At 59.9% G+C, this 20,189-nt stretch carries 14 protein-coding genes; 9 read left to right on the forward strand and 5 right to left on the reverse strand.

All coding sequences use genetic code 11. The features are described from left to right. Nucleotides 1-5: 5 nt before the first annotated feature. From BLU24_RS10625 to BLU24_RS10640, 4 genes are all read left to right on the forward strand, one after another. A complete protein-coding gene (locus BLU24_RS10625) occupies nucleotides 6-242 on the forward strand; it encodes a DUF1653 domain-containing protein (RefSeq protein ID WP_093099868.1) in 237 nt (78 codons plus the stop codon). Nucleotides 243-356: 114 nt separating this feature from the next. Continuing rightward, on the forward strand, nucleotides 357-2,990 hold the full coding sequence (gene topA / locus BLU24_RS10630) for a type I DNA topoisomerase (RefSeq protein WP_093099869.1): 2,634 nt from the start codon (nucleotides 357-359) through the stop codon (nucleotides 2,988-2,990). Between the two features lie 144 nt (nucleotides 2,991-3,134). Next, nucleotides 3,135-3,659 (forward strand): DUF6586 family protein, encoded by a 525-nt coding sequence (locus tag BLU24_RS10635; protein ID WP_093099870.1) that lies wholly within the window; start codon nucleotides 3,135-3,137, stop codon nucleotides 3,657-3,659. A gap of 106 nt (nucleotides 3,660-3,765) precedes the next feature. Continuing rightward, nucleotides 3,766-3,999, forward strand: coding sequence for a hypothetical protein (locus BLU24_RS10640; protein ID WP_003226592.1), 234 nt, complete (start codon nucleotides 3,766-3,768; stop codon nucleotides 3,997-3,999). A gap of 95 nt (nucleotides 4,000-4,094) precedes the next feature. On the opposite strand, the gene sulA is transcribed toward BLU24_RS10640, so the two are convergent. After that, nucleotides 4,095-4,568, reverse strand: coding sequence for an SOS-induced cell division inhibitor SulA (gene sulA / locus BLU24_RS10645; protein WP_090284746.1), 474 nt, complete (start codon nucleotides 4,566-4,568; stop codon nucleotides 4,095-4,097). Nucleotides 4,569-4,579: 11 nt separating this feature from the next. After that, nucleotides 4,580-5,188 (reverse strand): transcriptional repressor LexA, encoded by a 609-nt coding sequence (lexA, locus tag BLU24_RS10650; RefSeq protein WP_090284744.1) that lies wholly within the window; start codon nucleotides 5,186-5,188, stop codon nucleotides 4,580-4,582. Between the two features lie 229 nt (nucleotides 5,189-5,417). Between lexA and BLU24_RS10655 the strand changes: the two genes are divergently transcribed. From BLU24_RS10655 to BLU24_RS10670, 4 genes are all read left to right on the forward strand, one after another. Beyond that, entirely contained in the window at nucleotides 5,418-6,125 is a 708-nt protein-coding gene (locus BLU24_RS10655; protein WP_090284742.1) for a TetR/AcrR family transcriptional regulator, read from the forward strand. A 158-nt stretch (nucleotides 6,126-6,283) separates the two neighbouring features. Beyond that, a complete protein-coding gene (nagZ, locus tag BLU24_RS10660; protein WP_090284740.1) occupies nucleotides 6,284-7,294 on the forward strand; it encodes a beta-N-acetylhexosaminidase in 1,011 nt (336 codons plus the stop codon). An 11-nt stretch (nucleotides 7,295-7,305) separates the two neighbouring features. Further along, nucleotides 7,306-8,043, forward strand: coding sequence for an S-methyl-5'-thioinosine phosphorylase (locus BLU24_RS10665; protein ID WP_093099871.1), 738 nt, complete (start codon nucleotides 7,306-7,308; stop codon nucleotides 8,041-8,043). A 9-nt stretch (nucleotides 8,044-8,052) separates the two neighbouring features. Continuing rightward, nucleotides 8,053-11,346, forward strand: coding sequence for a DEAD/DEAH box helicase (locus BLU24_RS10670; protein ID WP_093099872.1), 3,294 nt, complete (start codon nucleotides 8,053-8,055; stop codon nucleotides 11,344-11,346). A gap of 148 nt (nucleotides 11,347-11,494) precedes the next feature. Here the strand turns inward: BLU24_RS10670 and BLU24_RS10675 are convergent, their stop codons facing one another. Genes BLU24_RS10675 through mfd form a run of 3 tightly spaced genes read right to left on the reverse strand, consistent with a single transcriptional unit; the run spans nucleotide 11,495 to nucleotide 18,221 of the window. Then, nucleotides 11,495-14,185 (reverse strand): DEAD/DEAH box helicase, encoded by a 2,691-nt coding sequence (locus BLU24_RS10675; protein ID WP_093099874.1) that lies wholly within the window; start codon nucleotides 14,183-14,185, stop codon nucleotides 11,495-11,497. A gap of 10 nt (nucleotides 14,186-14,195) precedes the next feature. Then, a complete protein-coding gene (locus BLU24_RS10680) occupies nucleotides 14,196-14,762 on the reverse strand; it encodes a CsiV family protein (RefSeq protein WP_093099875.1) in 567 nt (188 codons plus the stop codon). A gap of 9 nt (nucleotides 14,763-14,771) precedes the next feature. Then, nucleotides 14,772-18,221 carry a transcription-repair coupling factor gene (gene mfd, locus BLU24_RS10685; protein WP_093099876.1) on the reverse strand — a complete coding sequence of 1,150 codons (3,450 nt, stop codon included), beginning with the start codon at nucleotides 18,219-18,221 and terminating at the stop codon, nucleotides 14,772-14,774. A gap of 354 nt (nucleotides 18,222-18,575) precedes the next feature. Between mfd and BLU24_RS10690 the strand changes: the two genes are divergently transcribed. Next, entirely contained in the window at nucleotides 18,576-20,039 is a 1,464-nt protein-coding gene (locus tag BLU24_RS10690; protein ID WP_016775482.1) for a glyceraldehyde-3-phosphate dehydrogenase, read from the forward strand. The last annotated feature ends 150 nt before the right edge of the window (nucleotides 20,040-20,189 follow it).

Here is a 20,189-nt window from a genome sequence, read left to right on the forward strand (position 1 = left end):
GAAGCATGCCGATACAACCTGGGCTCTACCAACATTACAAAGGTCCGCAGTACCGTGTGTTCAGTGTTGCGCGGCACTCCGAGACCGAAGAAGAAGTGGTCTTCTACCAAGCCCTGTATGGCGATTACGGCTTTTGGGTACGTCCGCTGAGCATGTTTCTCGAGTCAGTCGAGGTTGACGGCGAGCAGGTGCCACGCTTTGCTTTGGTGCAGGTCGAACCGAGCGTTTTTGACAAGGCATGAGGCGAGGGCGCAGACAACCCTGTGCTTGACCTCACCTTGTATCAACTATATATAGCGGTGCCGCGTCAGGCGCCAACCGCCTTTCACTTCTAGAATTCAGGAATTTTCTGATCCATGGGCAAATCGCTGGTCATTGTGGAATCCCCGGCTAAGGCCAAGACCATCAACAAGTATCTGGGTAACCAATACGTGGTGAAGTCGAGTATCGGCCATATCCGAGACCTGCCCACCAGCGGTTCGGCTAGCGCCAGCAAAGAGCCAGCCGCCAAGCGTGGCAAGGCTGCCGCGGGTGAAGCTCCGGTACTCACGCCGAAAGAGAAAGCGCGCAAGCAGCTGGTCTCGCGTATGGGTGTCGATCCCGAGCATGGCTGGAAGGCCCAGTACGAGATCCTTCCGGGTAAAGAGAAGGTCATCGAAGAGCTGCGCCGGCTCGCCAAGGATGCTGACACCATCTATCTCGCAACCGACTTGGATCGCGAGGGGGAAGCCATTGCCTGGCACCTGCGCGAAGCCATCGGCGGTGATGACAGCCGCTACAAGCGCGTGGTGTTCAACGAAATTACCAAGAAGGCCATTCAGGAGGCCTTCTCCGAACCAGGCGAGCTGGACATCGATCGGGTCAACGCGCAGCAGGCGCGCCGCTTCCTTGATCGCGTCGTCGGCTACATGGTCTCGCCACTGCTTTGGGCGAAAATCGCCCGTGGCCTGTCCGCTGGCCGTGTGCAATCGGTTGCGGTGAAACTGGTCGTTGAGCGCGAACGAGAAATCCGTGCGTTCAACCCGGAAGAGTACTGGGAAGTGCATGCCGATCTCGGCACCACCAAGGGCTCGACCGTGCGTTTCGAAGTGGCACGCGAGAAGGGTGAAGCCTTCAAGCCGCTGAACGAAGCCCAGGCCATGGCTGCGCTGGAAAAGCTCAAGGCGTCCAGCTACAGCATCGTCAAGCGTGAAGACAAACCGACCAGCAGCAAGCCGTCGGCTCCCTTCATCACGTCCACGTTGCAACAGGCTGCGAGCAACCGCCTGGGCTTTGGCGTGAAGAAAACCATGATGATGGCCCAGCGTCTGTACGAAGCCGGCTACATCACTTACATGCGTACCGACTCGACCAACCTCTCGGCTGATGCCGTGGCGATGGCGCGCACTTATATCGAAGAAGAGTTTGGCAAGAAGTACCTGCCGGAAACGCCGAATGTCTACAGCAGCAAGGAAGGCGCGCAAGAGGCTCACGAAGCGATTCGTCCGTCTGACGCCAACACCATTCCGAGCAAGCTGGCGGGCATGGAGCGTGATGCCGAGCGTCTCTACGAGCTGATCTGGCGCCAGTTCCTCGCTTGCCAGATGCTGCCGGCGCAATACCTGTCGACCACCGTCAGCGTTGGTGCTGGCGACTTCGAGCTGCGCGCCAAGGGCCGGATCCTCAAGTTCGATGGCTACACCCGCGTCATGCCGCAAATCGCCAAGCCTGGCGATGACGACGTTCTGCCCGACATGGCGCAGGGCGACGTGATGAAGCTGATCAAGCTCGATCCGTCGCAACATTTCACCAAGCCGCCGGCGCGTTACTCGGAAGCCAGTCTGGTCAAGGAAATGGAAAAACGTGGCATCGGTCGTCCTTCGACTTACGCTGCGATCATCTCGACCATTCAGGATCGTGGTTATGTGACTCTGCACAACCGCCGTTTCTATTCGGAAAAGATGGGCGACATCGTTACCGAGCGTCTGTCCGAAAGCTTCTCGAACCTGATGGACTACGGCTTCACCGCCGGCATGGAAGAGAATCTGGATGACGTGGCCCAGGGCGAGCGCGACTGGAAAAGCGTGCTGGACGAGTTCTATGGCGACTTCAAAAAGAAACTCGAAGTAGCCGAAAACCCGGACAACGGCATGCGTGCCAACCAGCCGGTCATGACCGACATTCCGTGCACCACCTGCGGCCGTCCGATGCAGATCCGTACCGCATCGACCGGTGTGTTCCTCGGTTGTTCGGGTTACAGCCTGCCGCCGAAAGAGCGTTGCAAGGCCACCGTCAATCTGGTGCCGGGCGACGAGATCGCTGCGGACGACGAAGGTGAGTCCGAGTCGCTGGTCCTGCGCGGCAAGCATCGCTGCCCGATCTGCAGCACGGCGATGGATGCCTACCTGCTCGACGAGAAGCGCAAGCTGCACATCTGCGGTAACAACCCGGATTGTGCCGGCTACGAAATCGAAGAAGGCAGCTACCGGATCAAGGGCTACGAAGGTCCGAGCCTGGAGTGCGACAAGTGCGGCAGCGAGATGCAGCTCAAGACCGGTCGTTTCGGCAAGTTCTTCGGTTGCACCAACCCGACTTGCAAGAACACCCGCAAATTGCTGAAAAGCGGTGATGCGGCGCCACCGAAGATGGACCCGGTGAAGATGCCTGAGCTGAAATGCGAAAAGGTCAACGACACCTACATCCTGCGTGACGGCGCATCCGGTCTGTTCCTGGCGGCCAGTCAGTTCCCGAAAAACCGCGAGACCCGTGCTCCGTTGGTGATCGAGATTCTGCCGCACAAGGACGAGATCGATCCGAAGTATCACTTTCTCTGCGAAGCACCTCAGAAGGATCCTGATGGCCTGCCAGCGGTGATCCGCTACAGCCGCAAGACCAAGGAGCAATACGTGCAGACCGAAGTCGACGGCAAGCCGACCGGTTGGAAGGCGTATTACGACGGTGGCAAATGGACGGTGGAAGACAAGCGCAGCGCGAAGGCCAAGGCTGAGTAAGCGTTAGTCCGGCACTGAAAAGGCCGCATGCGAACCCTCGGGTTTTCATGCGGCCTTTTTGTTTTGTGCTTGCGGTTGGATCGGCTGATCCATGACACTGTCCGGCCTGTGTGAAGCAATTATTTCGTCGTGGAGGCTGCCGTCATGGCTCACGAACTCTATACCCGCACCAACCAGAAGATCTATTTCGCCGGCCTGTCGCTGGAAGCTCTGGCTCGCGCCGAGGAAGGGCGGGCAATGAATTCGCTGGCGCTGATTCAGGCCGGGCGTGAATCAACGCTCTTTCACCTCTACGGTGCCTTGCTGGGGCTTTGCCATGAGATCGCGGGTTTCTATCGCCTGCCGCAGGCCAGTGCGCCGCGCGCAGAAATGTTGCTGACCCCTGAAGTGCTGGAGTCGATTGCGATTCCGGAGCTGGCGGAAATGGTCGAGCTGGCGGGTAATCCGGAAACCTGGCTGGCAAAATTGCTGGCAGCGCATTCGGCGTTGTTTCAGCCACCGCGAGTGCCGCACAAACCCAAGGGCGACGTCACGCAGCCATTGATTCAGATGATCAATCTGGATGAAGAGCAGGCGCCGGAGGAATTGAATCGTGAGGAGCTGGAGAGCTGGCGGCAGAATCTGAAAGGCTTGGCCATTCGTTTTCGCGAAGGCCTGAATGAATGCTGAGGGCGATTGACGCGGTGGCAATCTGAAACATGCTACTGGTCAAGATCCTGAGCGAAGCCCGAATGATGTCTATATAATGCCTGCCTTTCGTGGAGAACAGACTTTTATGCCAACGTCCTTTCTAGAAATTGTCGAGTTACCAGATGGCCGAATCGAACTGCGCAGAGCTGAGGACGAAGGTTCTTTGGTGACACTGGATTTCTCCGAGGATGCCAAAGCGTTCCTGCAGGGTCAGCATGTCGAAATCGCCAAGGCGATGTTGAGCGTCGGCGTGCAAATGGCCGGCCGCATGGTCGAAGGCGAGTTTGATAAGGAAGAAGGGCCGCGGGTTCTTCATTGATCCTGGCCTGTTTTCATCATCAGGCATTACCGCTTCAGATCGGCTTCTCTGTCCATGGAGAAGCCCTGCGCTTCACACAGCGCGTGTTACAGCCGTCAACCCAATCGAATATTCAAGCTCTGAGCATCGCCTGTACGGGCGGCGCTGATCAATTGTTGGCGCAAACTGGCGTTCAGCGGATTGAGCCAGGTCACGACAGTGTGGCTGCGACCCAGCCGCAACGCTTCGCACGCCAGTTGCTGAGCGCTTTGCGCACCCCGCGGTTGCAATAGCAGAATGCGTTCGCGGTTCAGGCCGGCGTCCCGCAGCCAGGTTTGGGTCAGGCTGGCGGGTGGCGCGATCAGCGTCAACCAGCGCGCATCCTGATCTTCGCTGAGTTCGCGAAGGATCGGGGCAAGAAGATTCAGACAGTTCCCGGCAGCACCACGCAGTGACAGCTCACTGAATACTTCCGGTTCGGCAGTCCATGGGCGCTCGACCACGTCTTTCAGGATCGGCGCCAACGGTTGCGCCAGAAATGCTTCGAACAAAGGCAGTTGGGTTTGCTGAGGGGTATGTGGGAACTGCATAAAGCCTCCTATTAGCGGCGGATGACGCCGACACTCAAGCCTTCGATCACCAGTTCCTGATCCTTCAGGTCGACTTCGATGGGGGCGAACTCAGGGTTTTCGGCAATCAGCCAGACCTTGCTGCCTTCACGCTTGAAGCGTTTGACCGTCACTTCATCGCCGATACGGGCCACGACGACCTGACCGTTGCGTGCTTCGCGCGTGGTGTGGACTGCCAGCAGGTCACCGTCGAAAATGCCGATGTCCTTCATGCTCATGCCATGGACGCGTAACAGGTAGTCGGCACGGGGATGGAAGAAAGCCGGATTGATGTTGCAGGATTCTTCGATGTGCTGCTGGGCCAGAATCGGCGCACCGGCGGCGACCCGGCCAATGATCGGCAGGGTGGAGTCGTCGGGTTTGGCTTCGAAGCCGGGAATGCGGATCCCGCGAGAAGCGCCTGGCGTCATCTCGATGGCGCCTTTGCGGGCCAGCGCCTTGAGGTGTTCTTCAGCGGCATTGGGCGATTTGAAGCCCAGCTCCTGAGCGATTTCCGCGCGGGTTGGCGGATAGCCGTTGTCTTCGAGGCAGCGTTTGATAAAGGCCAGAATCTCGGCTTGGCGTGGCGTCAGCTTTAGCATAATGATCGCTCTGTCTTTTTATACAGTGACTGGGATTATATACAGTGAAGCGATCTTGGCAATCGCCGTTTTTCGGCACGCCGCCAGACGGTCGACAGGCACGCTTTTTAAAGCGCCGGGCTTGTGTGGTTAAATAGCTGACCGACCATTCCCAAAACGAACCGGCAGGCTTGACATTGCATAGGCTGAAACGTATGTTTCAAACAAGTGTTTGTCAGGCGGAGTAGCCATGGCCCAGTCGGAAACCGTTGAACGCATTCTTGATGCTGCCGAGCAATTGTTCGCGGAGAAAGGTTTCGCAGAAACCTCATTGCGTTTGATTACCAGCAAGGCCGGCGTCAACCTGGCAGCGGTTAACTATCACTTCGGCTCGAAGAAAGCGCTGATCCAGGCCGTGTTCTCGCGATTCCTCGGGCCGTTCTGCATCAGCCTCGACAAAGAGCTGGAGCGGCGTCAGGCCAAGCCTGACAACAAGCCGACCCTCGAAGAATTGCTGGAAATTCTCGTCGAACAAGCGCTGGTGGTTCAACCGCGCAGCGGCAACGACCTGTCGATCTTCATGCGTTTGCTCGGCCTTGCCTTCAGTCAGAGCCAGGGCCACTTGCGGCGTTATCTCGAAGACATGTACGGCAAGGTATTTCGTCGCTACATGTTGCTGGTTAATGAAGCGGCACCGCGCATTCCACCGATCGAGTTGTTCTGGCGCGTGCACTTCATGCTCGGCGCGGCCGCGTTCAGCATGTCCGGTATCAAAGCCTTGCGGGCGATTGCCGAGACCGATTTCGGCGTCAATACCTCGATCGAGCAAGTGATGCGCCTGATGGTGCCATTCCTCGCCGCCGGCATGCGCGCTGAAACCGGCGTCACTGATGCTGCCATGGCCACTGCGCAGTTGCGTCCGCGCAGCAAATCGACCCCGGTCGCCGCCAAGGTTTGACCGCACACGGGTGGGCGCGGCAGCGGGGATCCGCTAAGCTAGCCGCCCATGCCGATTCTCGTTCTGAACCCGATCAACAGAAAAGTCACTGACCTGCCGAGCGCTGCTCACGGCAGCGACTGGCTGTCGATCGGGTTTTCTGTTTCCAAGGAATTTTTATGACTGCTGGCCTGCAAGGCTCGTTGATGGTGGACGTCGCCGGTACCTGGCTGACGGCCGAAGATCGCCAATTGTTACGCCAGCCCGAAGTGGGCGGCCTGATCATTTTTGCCCGCAACATTGAGCATCCACGTCAGGTGCGTGAGCTCAGTGCGGCGATTCGCGCGGTTCGCCCGGATCTGTTGCTGGCAGTGGATCAGGAAGGCGGTCGGGTGCAGCGTTTGCGTCAGGGCTTCGTGCGTTTGCCGGCGATGCGCGCCATTGCCGATAACCCGAACGCCGAATACCTGGCCGAGCAGTGCGGCTGGATCATGGCGACCGAAGTGCTGGCGGTCGGTCTCGACCTGAGTTTTGCTCCGGTGCTCGATCTGGACTATCAGCGCAGCGCCGTGGTCGGCACCCGTTCGTTTGAAGGCGACCCGGCCCGCGCCGCGGTGCTCGCCGGAGCCTTCATTCGCGGCATGAACAGCGCTGGCATGGCCGCCACCGGCAAGCATTTCCCCGGCCACGGTTGGGCCGAGGCGGATTCGCATGTGGCGATCCCGAACGACGAGCGCAGCCTGGAAGAGATCCGCGCCAACGACCTTGTGCCCTTCGCCAGGCTCAGCAAACAGCTGGCTGCGGTAATGCCGGCTCACGTCATTTACCCGCAAGTCGATGCGCAACCGGCCGGTTTCTCTCGCCGCTGGTTGCAGGACATCCTGCGCGGCGAATTGCAGTTTGACGGGGTGATCTTCAGCGATGACCTGTCGATGGCCGGCGCTCACGTGGTCGGCGATGCCGCCAGCCGCATCGAAGCCGCGCTTACCGCCGGTTGCGACATGGGTCTGGTGTGCAACGACCGCGCCGCCGCCGAACTCGCGCTCAGCGCCGCGCAGCGCATGAAGGTCAAGCCGTCCGCACGTATTGCACGCATGCGTGGTCAGGCCTTTGCCAGCACCGATTATCGTCAGGATCCGCGTTGGCTGACCGCCATCGGCGCGCTCAAAGACGCTCAACTGATCGATTAAGGATTTTCGCTATGACCGTTTACGCAATCATCGGTGGCACCGGGCTGACCCAGCTCGAAGGCTTGAGCATTCGCCAGTCGCTGGCGGTGGACACCCCGTATGGCGCGCCGTCGGCCGAGGTGCAGATTGGCGAGTACGCCGGCAAGGAAGTGCTGTTCCTCGCCCGTCACGGCCATCCGCATCGCTTTCCGCCGCACAAGGTCAACTACCGCGCCAACCTCTGGGCGTTGAAGCAGGCCGGTGCTGAAGCGATCATCGCGGTCAATGCGGTGGGCGGGATTCATTCGGCCATGGGCACCGGGCATTTCTGCGTGCCGCACCAGATCGTCGACTACACCAGCGGCCGCGAGCACACCCTTTTCGCCGATGACCTGGAACACGTCACCCACATCGATTTCAGCTTTCCCTACAGCGAAGCGCTGCGCCAGCGCTTGATCGCCGCCGTCGCCGCCGAAGGCTGCGAGTACAGCGACCAGGGCGTTTATGCCTGCACCCAGGGCCCGCGTCTGGAAACGGTCGCCGAGATCGTGCGCCTGGAACGTGACGGCTGCGACATCGTCGGTATGACCGGCATGCCGGAAGCCGCGCTGGCGCGAGAGCTGGACCTGGATTACGCCTGTCTGGCATTGGTGGTGAACCCGGCGGCGGGCAAGACGACCGAAGTGATCACCATGGCCGAGATCGAGCAGGCGCTGCACGCTGGCATGGGTAAGGTCAAATCGACGTTGGCGCGGGTATTGGCCGGCTAAGGACTGTTCATGAGCGCACTTATCGAGGAGATCCTTTCGCTGCCGTGGACCGACACGTTCACCAGCAACGCGCTGGCCAAGGCTCGCGCTTATGCGCTAGAGGGTCGCGTCGAGATCCTCGAAGTCAATGACAGGCAAATCACCGCATTCTGCGTCGGGTCCAATCAGACAGCCTATGAGCAGACCCTTTCCATAGCCAGGCACCGAGGCGCGGGCGGGCTGCTTTGCTATTGCTCGTGTCCGGTGGGCTTCGACTGCAAGCATTGTGCGGCGGTGCTTTATTGTCTGGATATGAATGTCAGCGAAGCCTCCGGGCAGGAGGCTACGGTTGAGCTTGGTCGCTCACTCGAGCATTGGCTTTCGACGATCCCGGTGGCCGTCCAGCCTGCAGAGGAAAAAACTTCACAAGCGGCGAGCACGCGGCTGTTTTATCAACTGAAGGCTTCACCGGTTGCCGGCAAATGGCAGTTGTATATTTTCAAGGTTTACCAGCTCAAGAGCGGTGAGCTGCGCGACGTCAAACCGTTGTACTCGCTGTCGGACCTGTTGATGCGCCAGCCTGGTTATCTGACCGAGCAGGATCTGCGCATTGCCCGGCTGCTGGTGGCGATGCACTCCCATCACGCCTATTACAGCGGTTATCCGCTGGAGGGCAGCAGCGGTGCCGAACTGCTGGAAATGCTCCTGCGCACGTCGCGCCTGTTTCTCGATTTTCAAACCTTGCAGCCGCTGACGGCAGGCGCCAACCGCAGTGCGCAGTTTGCCTGGGCCGTACAGGCTGACGGCAGTTATCGCCCGCAATGGACAAGTGCCGAGGCGCCGGTGGAAAACGTGCTGGCGCTGGAGCCGCTTTATTACCTGGATCGCGAGCACCGCCAGATCGGCCTGTTACTCAATGATCTCGATGAGAAGCTGGCCTGCCACCTGGCCCTGGCACCGGAGATTCCGGCTCAACAGGCGTTGCAATTCAGTCATCGCATGAGCGCAGCGACCAAAGTGGCGCCACCGCACAAACTGACGGAACGGATCGTCGAGGATGTGGCTCCCCAGGGTTATCTGATCCTGGCGAGCGGCAAACGCTACACGCGCTGGGAATACGAGCCAGAGCACCGTGCCGCTTTGCTGTTCACCTATGACGGCCATCCGGCGCAGGATCGCAACCCGGAAGTTATGATTCTGTCGGGCGCCGAGACCCAGCGGATTCAGCGCCAACCGGTCGCCGAAAAAGCCTTGCGTCAACAACTGCAAAAACACGGTTTCAAAAAAGCCTCGCGCAAAAGCAGCATCGATCTTCCGGGTGAGATGTTCACGCTGCCCGATGATTCTGCGTGGCTGATCTTTACCCAGCAGGGTATCCCGGTCTTGCGCGATGCTGGCTGGGAGGTCGATGTCGGCAGCAATTTCCATTTCAACGTGGAGCCGGTCGAAGACTGGTACGCCGAGATCGAAGAGGATACCGGTCGGCAGTGGTTCGATCTGCAATTGGGCATTGTCGTCAATGGCAAGCGCCACAGCCTGTTGCCGATTCTTCTGCATCTGCTGCGTAGCCAGCCGCAATTGCTCGATCCTGTTTCCTTGGCAGAGCGCGGTGACGATGAGCTGCTATTGGTTGAGTTGAGGGGCGGGCGCATTGATGCTGCCGACGGTGGCAAAGTCGCACTGCCTTACGGCCGGGTCAAACCGCTGATGGCCACGCTCAGTGAGTTGTATCTGGGCGGCCATCGCGTTGAAAGCTTACGCTTGAGCGCTCCGGATGCGGCGCGTCTGACACTGCTCGACGGGGTGCCGCTGACCTGGCAGGGCGGCGAACGCCTGCGCAGTTTCGCCCAACGCCTGCGCGAATCGACTTACACACCGGTCGCTGCACCTGCCGGCCTCAACGCGCAGTTGCGCCCGTATCAGCTCGAAGGCCTGAACTGGATGCAGACCCTGCGCGAGCTGGGGGTGGGCGGCATTCTCGGCGATGACATGGGGCTGGGCAAAACCCTGCAGACCCTGGCGCATCTGCTGACGGAAAAACAGGCCGGGCGCCTCAATCATCCGGCGTTGGCGGTCATGCCCACCAGCCTGATTCCGAACTGGCTGGACGAGGCGCAGCGCTTCACTCCGCAGTTGAAGGTGCTGGCGCTGCACGGATCAGCACGGCAAAAAGACTTCGCCAGCCTGACCGAATACGATCTGGTGCTGACCACCTATGCGCTACTGCCACGGGATCTGGAGGTGCTGCAGCCGCAGCCGTGGAGTGTGCTGATTCTCGATGAAGCGCAAAACATCAAGAACCCGGTAAGCAAGGCCGCTCAGGCTGCCCGCGATTTGCAGGCCGGTCAGCGCCTGTGCCTGAGCGGCACGCCGCTGGAAAACCACCTCGGCGAGCTGTGGTCGCAGTTTCATTTCCTGATGCCGGGTTGGCTGGGCGACAGCAAAACCTTCAATCGCGACTACCGCACGCCGATCGAAAAACACGGCAATGCCGGGCGCATGCAGCACCTGACTGCGCGGATAAAACCGTTCCTGCTGCGCCGCAAAAAAGATCAGGTCGCTACCGAGCTGCCGCCGAAAACCGAAATCGTGCATTGGGTCGAACTCAGCGATGGTCAGCGCGATGTCTATGAAACCGTGCGCGTGGCCATGGATAAAAAGGTCCGCGATGAAATCGCCCGCAGTGGCGTGGCGCGCAGCCAGATCATCATTCTCGATGCGCTGCTGAAGTTGCGCCAGGTTTGTTGCGACTTGCGGCTGATCAACACGCCGCTGACGGCCAAGGCGCTGCGTTCCGGCAGCGGCAAGTTGATCAGTCTGATGGAAATGCTTGAGGAGTTGCTCGGCGAAGGGCGGCGGATTCTGCTGTTCTCGCAATTCACCTCGATGCTCGCATTGATCGAGCAGGAATTGCAGCAGCGCGGGATCGGCTATTCATTGCTGACCGGTGATACCACCGATCGGCGTACACCGGTGAAGGACTTTCAGGGCGGCAAGGTGCCGCTGTTTCTGATCAGCCTCAAGGCCGGCGGCACTGGTTTGAACCTGACCGCCGCCGACACGGTGATTCACTTCGATCCGTGGTGGAACCCGGCGGTGGAAAATCAGGCCACCGATCGGGCGTACCGGATCGGGCAGAACAACCCGGTGTTCGTCTACAAGCTGATTGCCCGCGGCACGGTGGAAGAAAAAATCCAGGCGTTGCAGCAAGAGAAGGCTGTGCTGGCCGGGGCGGTGCTGGAAGGTGGTACGACGGGTGGGTTCAAATTGGAGCAGGGCGATATCGAGGCGCTGTTTGCGCCGTTGCCTGTTTCCAAGGGTTGAGCCCTGAGTGATTGCGCAATATCGGATGGCCCCATCGCTGGCAAGCCAGCTCCCACAGGTATCGAGTTGAATCGCAATTTCGTGTACAGCTCCTAACCCTGTGGGAGCTGGCTTGCCAGCGATAGCTATCCAGCCAGCGACGCAAATTTCAACGCTTCTCAAGCTTGTCCGGCAATGGCGCAAACAACGCTTCGATATCATCGCTCTGCAACTTCCAGTCCCCGGCCTTGCGCCCATCCAGCACGCCCGCTGCAAGGTCGGATTTTTCCTTTTGCAGGTGTTGAATCTTCTCTTCCACGGTACCGCGGGCAATCATCTTGTACACGAAGACCGGTTTTTCCTGGCCAATCCGGTATGCCCGGTCCGTCGCCTGATTCTCGGTCGCGGGGTTCCACCACGGATCGTAGTGAATCACCGTGTCCGCCTCGGTCAGGTTCAGCCCCACACCGCCAGCCTTCAGACTGATCAGAAAGATCTGACGTTTGCCGCTCTGGAATTCCTTCACTGGCGTGCGCCGATCACGGGTCTGGCCGGTCAGCAGTGCGTAGGCGATCTTGCGTTTTTTCAGTTCGTCTTCGATCAGCGCGAGCATCGAGGTGAACTGGGAAAACAGCAAAATCCGCCGACCTTCCTCAAACAACTCTTCGAGCATTTCCATCAGGCTATCGAGCTTGCCCGAGGTGCTGCCGCGGGCGGGCAGGGTGGCGTCGTTGACCAGGCGCAGGTCGCAGCAGACCTGACGTAGCTTGAGCAGTGCCTCGAGAATGATGATCTGGCTGCGCGCCACGCCCTTGCGGGTGATCTCGTCGCGGACTTTCTTGTCCATGGCCAGGCGCATGGTTTCGTAGACGTCGCGTTGCGCTTCGTTGAGATCGACCCAATGGATGATCTCGGTTTTGGGCGGCAACTCGGTCGCCACCTGCTCTTTGGTGCGGCGCAGCAGAAACGGTTTGATCCGACCGTTGAGGTGCTGAAGCCTGACTTCACTGCCGCGCTTTTCAATCGGCACACGGTAATCGGCGTTGAAGCTTTTCACATCGCCGAGCCAGCCCGGCAGCAGGAAGTGGAACAGCGACCACAGTTCGCCCAGATGGTTTTCCAGCGGCGTGCCGCTCAGGCACAGGCGTTGGCGCGCGTTCAACTCGCGCGCGGCTTGTGCGGCTTTGCTGTTGGGATTCTTGATGTACTGCGCCTCATCCAGCACCAAGACGTGCAGCGGCTGTTTCGCCAGACGCTCGACGTCCTTGGGCAGTAGTGCGTAGGTAGTAAGGATCAGGTCGAAATCTGCGAGGTGATCAAAGTGCTTTTTGCGAGTGGCACCGTACAGCGCGACCACCTTCAATTGCGGCGTGAAGTGCGCGGCTTCGTCGAGCCAGTTCGGAATCAGGCTGGTCGGCATCACCACCATGCACGGCCGATCAAGGCGCCCGGCGTTTTTCTCGCTGAGAATATGCGCCAGGGTCTGTAAGGTTTTGCCCAGGCCCATGTCATCCGCAAGAATCCCGCCGACTTCCAGTTGCCGCAGCGATTGCATCCAGCTCAAGCCTTCGAGCTGGTAAGGGCGCAAGGTTGCGTTCAGACCTTCAGGCGCTTCAGCGCTGAAGTCGCGGATGTCACGCAAGCGCTGGGCAAACGTGCGGATCTGTTCGCCACCCTCCCACAGCAGCGGAATGCCCTCCAGCGAATTGAGGCGTGTGGCATCCGCCTTGCTCAGGCGCAGGGTAGTTTCGCCCGGCTCCTGTAAGTAGAACTCGCCCAACGTCATCAACACCGGTTTTAAACGGCCAAGCGGCAGCGCCACTTGCAGCGGCCCATGCTCGTTGTTGCGCTGCGGAATGTTGACCAGAATCAGCTCGTCATCGCGACGGCGGGCCAGACGTTCCGGGTTGAGGATTTCCGCGTGCGAGCGCATCAGGTTGAGCAGGATCGGCAGCAGGCTCAGGCGCTCACCGTTGACGATGATCCCCAGTTCCAGATCAAACCAGTCGCGCTCAGGCGCCTGTTCGACGGTGGCGTACCAGTCATCCACGGCCGTCAGGTCGAAGCCGAATTCTTCGTCGATCTGCAGTTCCCAGCCCTGACTGCGCAACTTCGGCAGGTCGTTGAGGGTGAAGGTCAGCCAAGCGCTGTCGTTGACCATTTCATACAGTTCGCCAGCGCTTTCCGGCAGGGCTTTGCTCTGCCTTGTGGCGATGCGGAAGCCGAGGATGCGCAACTGCTCGCGGTAGGACTGCTCGACGTCGGGGTGGCGTTTGACGCGCAGGGTTTGGGTGTCCTGACGAATCAGGATGTCGCTGTTTTTCTGCCCGCTGACGTACTCGTCCAGATAGCTGAACGACAGCGCCGCACGGTGCTGGATATAGCGCTGCATGCGCCCGTTGCGTGGTTCGAATGCGCTGAACTCGACGCTGGCCAGCCACAGGCGGGGCAACGGTTGCACATTATCGACCAGCACCTGTGGCGGCGCTTTCGGGCCGCGGTTTTCCAGCACTGCCTGAAGTTTTTCCAGCAACTCGGCGTCTTTGGCGGCAGCGGGGTAATCGAGGGTTTCCTGGACTTTCAGCAGCACCGCCGCGCAGTGTTTGCAGTTGTTGCGAACAGGGCAGGTGCAACCGGCGTCGACCAGCAACAAGGTGCCTTTGGCCGACTCTCGCAAGTGAATGGTCTGACGGTAGACACTGCCGCCAGAGCCTTCGCAACTGGCGGTAATGGTCGCATCGCCGACCTGGGCGATGCGCACGCGGTTTTCCAGGGCATAGCGGCGGCCGCGCTCCAGGCTCTGTTCCTTGAACCGGCTGACCCACGAGGGTGCCAGCGGTTTGCTCAGGGGCGGTGACATGGGACTTCGATCAGTCCGGTACGACTTCAGGCGCTTCCCGTGGCGCAGGTGCGGTCAGGGAAGTGATCTTGATCAGCAGGGCCAGGTGGCCGTTGTCGAGATAATTGAGCTGGCCATTCTTGGTGTGGCTGTCCTGTTTCAAGCGCTCACTGGCGGTGACCAGGCCATTGGCGTCGATCTGATTGACCCAGAAATCGGCACTCACATCGGTGAAGCGGCCGAGTTTCATTTCCAGCGTGCCCTCGATCGGGAACTGACCGAATTGCTCCTGACCGTCGCTGACCGCAACTTTCGCCGGCGTTTCGCCCAGCGTCTGCTGCCAGGCCTTGTGCAGCAGCACGGTGTAGTCGCCGCTGGCGCCAAGTTTGCTGACCACGTCGTTCAGCGCTGGCGTGCGTTGGCTGTCATCGCTCAGGCGCTGCGCGCCGGCGGCCCAGTCTTCCGGCGCGGCGCGACTGACGATGGCGGGTACGGCATTCTGGCGGACCAGAATCATTTCGACCTGATAGGTATCGTCGGCAAATGCCGCAGGTGCTACCAAAGCCAGTAGCAAAGTCAGCGAGCGAAACAGGCGCATTGGGCGTCCTTAAACAGTTTTCGGGAGGAGGCGCTCGAACAACGCCTCTACAGTATTAAAGCGCTCTTCCGGGCGTTCCATGGGCACCTGGAACTTGAACATCGTCGCGCCTTCGAATTTGTAGCGTTTTGGTTGCGTCTGGATCAGCTTGATCAGCGTCATCGGGTCCACCGGCGTCTGCGCCTCGAACTCGATTCGACCACCTTGGGGGCCGCCGTCGACTTTCTTGATGCCGAGCTTTTCCGCCTGCAATTTCAGCGCGGTGATGCGCACCAGATTCTTGGTTGGCTCCGGCAGCAAGCCGAAACGGTCGATCATCTCGACCTGCAGATCTTTCAGGCCTTCCTCGTCGGTGGCCGAGGCGATGCGTTTATACAGAATCAGACGTGCATGGACATCCGGCAGATAATCTTCCGGAATCAGCGCCGGCACCCGCAGGTTGACTTCCGGGCCGCCACCGAGCGGTTGATCGAGATTCGGTTGCTCGCCCTTGCGGATCGACTTCACCGCGCGTTCGAGCATTTCCATGTACAGGGTGAAACCCACTGCCTGGATCTGCCCGCTCTGGCCATCGCCGAGCAATTCACCGGCGCCACGGATTTCCAGGTCGTTGGTCGCCAGCACAAAACCGGCGCCGAGATCCTGAGTGTTGGCGATCGCTTCCAGGCGCTTTTCCGCGTCCGAGGTGATTTGCTGGCGCGGCGGGGTCAGCAGGTAGGCGTAAGCCTGGTGGTGGCTGCGGCCGACACGACCACGCAACTGATGCAGTTGCGCCAGGCCGAACTTGTCGGCGCGTTCGATGATGATGGTGTTGGCGCTCGGCACGTCGATACCGGTCTCGATGATGGTCGAGGCGATCAGCACGTTGAAACGCTTGTGATAGAAATCGCTCATCACCTGCTCGAGTTCGCGCTCGCGCATCTGCCCGTGGCCGATACCGATACGGGCTTCCGGTACCAGTTCGGCGAGGTCGGCGGCGCATTTCTCGATGGTCTTCACATCGTTGTGCAGGTAGTAGACCTGACCGCCACGCAGCAGCTCACGCAGCAGGGCTTCCTTGACCGTGCTTTTGTTCTGCTCCATGACGAAGGTGCGCACCGACAAGCGTCGTGCCGGCGGCGTGGCGATGATCGACAGGTCGCGCATGCCCGACACCGCCATGTTCAGCGTGCGCGGGATCGGCGTCGCGGTCAGGGTCAGGATGTCGACTTCGCTGCGCAGGGCCTTGAGCTGTTCTTTCTGGCGCACACCAAAACGGTGTTCTTCGTCGATGATCACCAGCCCGAGGTTTTTGATCTTCACATCGTCGGACAGCAACTTGTGCGTGCCGATGACGATGTCGATCTTGCCTTCGGCCAGATCGGCGATGGCCGCATTCACTTCCTTGGCGGACTTGAAGCGGCTCATCACTTCAACGGTCACTGGCCAGTCGGCGAAGCGATCGCGAAAGCTGTTGTAGTGCTGCTGGGCGAGGAGGGTGGTCGGCACCAGAATCGCCACTTGTCGACCGCCGTGCACGGCAATGAACGCCGCGCGCATCGCCACTTCGGTCTTGCCGAAGCCGACGTCGCCGCAGACCAGCCGGTCCATCGGTTTCGGCGCTAGCATGTCTTCGCGCACCGCTTCGATGGTCGATTGCTGATCGGGGGTTTCTTCGAACGGGAAACCGGCGCTGAACGTCGCGTAATCGGCTTTCGGGTCGGCGAACGCATAGCCTTCGCGGGCGGCACGACGGGCATAGATGTCGAGCAGTTCGGCGGCGACGTCACGTACCTGTTCAGCGGCTTTGCGCTTGGCTTTCTGCCAGGTTTCCGAGCCGAGGCGATGCAGCGGCGCCAGCGAGTCGTCGCTGCCGGTATAACGCGCGATCAGGTGCAGGTTGGCCACCGGCACATAGAGCTTGGCGCTCTCGGCGTATTCCAGGGTGAGGAATTCGGCGGCCTGATTGTCGATTTCCAGAATCGTCAGGCCCAGGTAGCGGCCGACACCGTGGTCGATGTGCACCACCGGCGCGCCTTCACGCAGTTCGGTGAGGTTCTTGATCACCGCGTCATTGCTGACGTCGCTGCGTTTCTCACGACGGCGGCGTTGCATGACGCGCTGCCCGAACAGCGGACTTTCCGCGACCAGCGCCAGCGCCGGATCGTCGAGCGCCATACCTTCATCCAGTGGCGCAATGGTGATCGCCAGACGATCCTTGCTCGCCACGAAGTCCGGCCAGCTGTCGACAGTTTTCGGTCGCAGCTTCAGGCGTTCGAGCAACTCCAGCAACACTTCGCGCCGGCCTGCGGATTCGGCGGTGAACAGCACACGACCGGGGAACTCATCGAGGAACGCGGCGAGCGCGGCCAGCGGTTGTGTGGCTTTGGCTTCGATCGCCAGATCCGGCAGCGCGTGCGCCGGGAAGCGTTCGCGGCCGACACCGGTTTCCACGTCCTGCTGGCTGGCCACCACACGCGGCCAGCTCTTCAGGCGGGCGAAGCAGTCTTCGACCGGCAGGAACAATTCGGCCGGCGGCAACAAAGGACGCGAAGGATCGACGCGGCGTTCTTCATAACGATTGCGCACGTCGTTCCAGAAATTCTCCGCGGCCTGCTCGATGCCCGGCAGCGAAAACACTTGCGTGTCCTGCGGCAGGTAATCGAACAGCGTCGAGGTTTCGTCAAAGAACAGCGGCAAGTAGTACTCGATACCGGCCGGTGTGATGCCGCTGCTCAGGTCCTGAAAGATCGGGCAGCGGCGGAAATCGACGTCGAAGCGCTCACGGAAACGCGCCTTGAAGCGGGTGACCGCGTCTTTCTGCAGCGGGAATTCCCGCGCCGGCAGCAGCTTCACCGACTCGACCTTGTCGATCGAACGCTGGGTTTCCGGATCGAAGGTGCGCAGGGTTTCGATTTCGTCGTCGAACAGATCGATACGATAGGGCAGTTTGCTGCCCATCGGGAACAGATCGATCAGCGCGCCGCGGACGGTGAATTCGCCGTGCTCATACACCGTGTCGACGTAGCGATAGCCGCTGGCTTCAAGCCGCGAGCGCATCTGCTCGACGTCGAGCTTCTGACCGATATCCAGCACCAGACTGCTGCCGAGCAGGAACCGGGTCGGCGCCAGACGATGCAAGGCCGTGGTAATCGGCACCACCAGCACGCCATGCACCAGTTCCGGCAGCCTGTATAAGGCGGCGATACGCTGGGAGATGATGTCCTGGTGCGGTGAGAACAGGTCGTAGGGCAGGGTTTCCCAGTCGGGGAAATGCAGAACGGGCAAATCCGGGGCGAAGAAACTCAGCTCCTGTTCCAGCCGTTCAGCGCTCTGGCTGTCGGCGGTCAGTAGCAGGGTGAAGCGCTTGGCAGCGCTGGCAGCCTCGGCAATCGCCAGACTGAGGGCAGCACCGGGCAGATTGCCCCAGTGCTGTTTGCCTGCCTCGGCAGGGAGTAGCGGTAGACGCAGAACAGGCACGGAAGGTTGAGCTCCAGGCTTTGCGACAAAGTCGGTAATTGTAGCGGCGTCCGGTGCCGGCTGTCAGTTGCAGACTGCGTCTATCTTCGCTGTTTTAACGAAATGTAGTGGTAACCATAAAAACGAGCAGTTTTTACAGGGTTATGTAGTGCCGAAATCGGGTGGTGTTACGGAGGGTTACGGACATCGTCTAACACTCGTCGAAAAATTGACTACGCTGCAGGCCCCGGATTTACTGGGCTGGCGCGGGGCGTAAATTTTTTGAACGGAAATTTGTTACCGATTGCGCGACAAGCGCGCATTGCTACGGCAGGTTGTCGGCGGCATAATGTAGCCCCTTTTTTCTGCCCCTACATGTGGAAGGTTACCGTGACTCAGAAGCCCGACCAGTGTCTTGGTGAATGGATCGACCGTGAAGCACTCGCAGAAGCGATGATTCCGCTTATCGGTCAGCTCTACCGCAATAACAACGTGGTGAGCTCGATCTATGGCCGCAGTCTGATCAACCAGTCTGTCATCGCGATTCTCAAAGCCCACCGCTTTGCTCGCCACCGTTCTTCCGACGACAGCGAACTCTCCGTCCACGAAACATTCCCGCTGCTCAAAGCCATGAGCGAGCTCAAGCTCGGCGCGGCTTCGGTGGATCTGGGCAAGCTGGCGTTCAAATTCCGTAACGAAGGCAATGGCCGCAGTGCCGAGCAGTTCGTTCGTGAAGAAATGGCTGACGTGGTTGGTCAGCAGAACGCTTCCGCACGTAAAGGCACCGACGTCGTGCTGTACGGCTTCGGTCGTATCGGCCGCCTGCTGGCGCGCATCCTGATCGAGAAAACCGGTGGTGGCGACGGCCTGCGTCTGCGCGCCATCGTCGTGCGCAAAGGCGCCGAAAACGACCTGACCAAACGCGCCAGCCTGCTGCGCCGCGATTCGGTACACGGTTCGTTCAACGGCACCATTACCATCGACGAAGAAAACAACACCATCACCGCCAACGGTAACCTGATCCAGGTGATCTACGCGAAGAACCCGACCGAGGTGGATTACACCCAGTACGGCATCAAAGACGCGCTGCTGGTGGACAACACCGGCGTATGGCGTGATGCCGATGGCCTCGGTCAGCACCTGGCGTGCCCGGGTATCGACCGCGTTGTTCTGACCGCGCCTGGCAAGGGCAAGCTGAAGAACATCGTTCACGGCATCAACCACGGTGAAATCACTGCTGACGACAAGATCGTGTCTGCTGCTTCCTGCACCACCAACGCCATCGTGCCGGTGCTGAAAGCTGTAAATGACAAGTTCGGCATCATCAACGGTCACGTCGAAACCGTTCACTCGTACACCAACGACCAGAACCTGATCGACAACTTCCACAAGGGCGACCGTCGTGGTCGCAGCGCCGCGCTGAACATGGTGATCACCGAGACCGGTGCTGCCACCGCTGCTGCCAAGGCCTTGCCTGAGCTGGCCGGCAAGTTGACCGGTAACGCGATCCGCGTTCCGACGCCAAACGTGTCGATGGCCATTCTCAACCTCAACCTTGAGAAAGCCGCCACCCGTGAAGAGATGAACGAGTACCTGCGCTACATGGCGCTGCACTCCGAGCTGCACAAGCAGATCGACTTCGTCAATTCGCAGGAAGTGGTGTCCACCGACTTCGTTGGCTCGCGCCACGCCGGTGTGGTCGACGCCGAAGCGACCATCGTTCAGGACAACCGCGTTGTACTGTACGTCTGGTACGACAACGAGTTCGGCTACAGCTGCCAGGTGGTTCGCGTGATGGAAGACATGGCTGATGTAAATCCGCCAGCGTTCCCGCGCTAAGCCTTTGCGGTCAATGAAAACGCCCCGACTTGTGTCGGGGCGTTTTTTTATGCCTGAAAAATCTTCATTGCCTGTCGCGGCCCTATCGCTGGCAAGCCAGCTCCCACAGGGTCTTGGGGTGTGAATGCAATCGTATAACCGCCCAGTAAA

The sequence above is a fragment of the Pseudomonas sp. Z003-0.4C(8344-21) genome (assembly GCF_900104975.1).
In the GTDB taxonomy this organism is placed as follows: Bacteria; Pseudomonadota; Gammaproteobacteria; order Pseudomonadales; family Pseudomonadaceae; genus Aquipseudomonas; species Aquipseudomonas granadensis.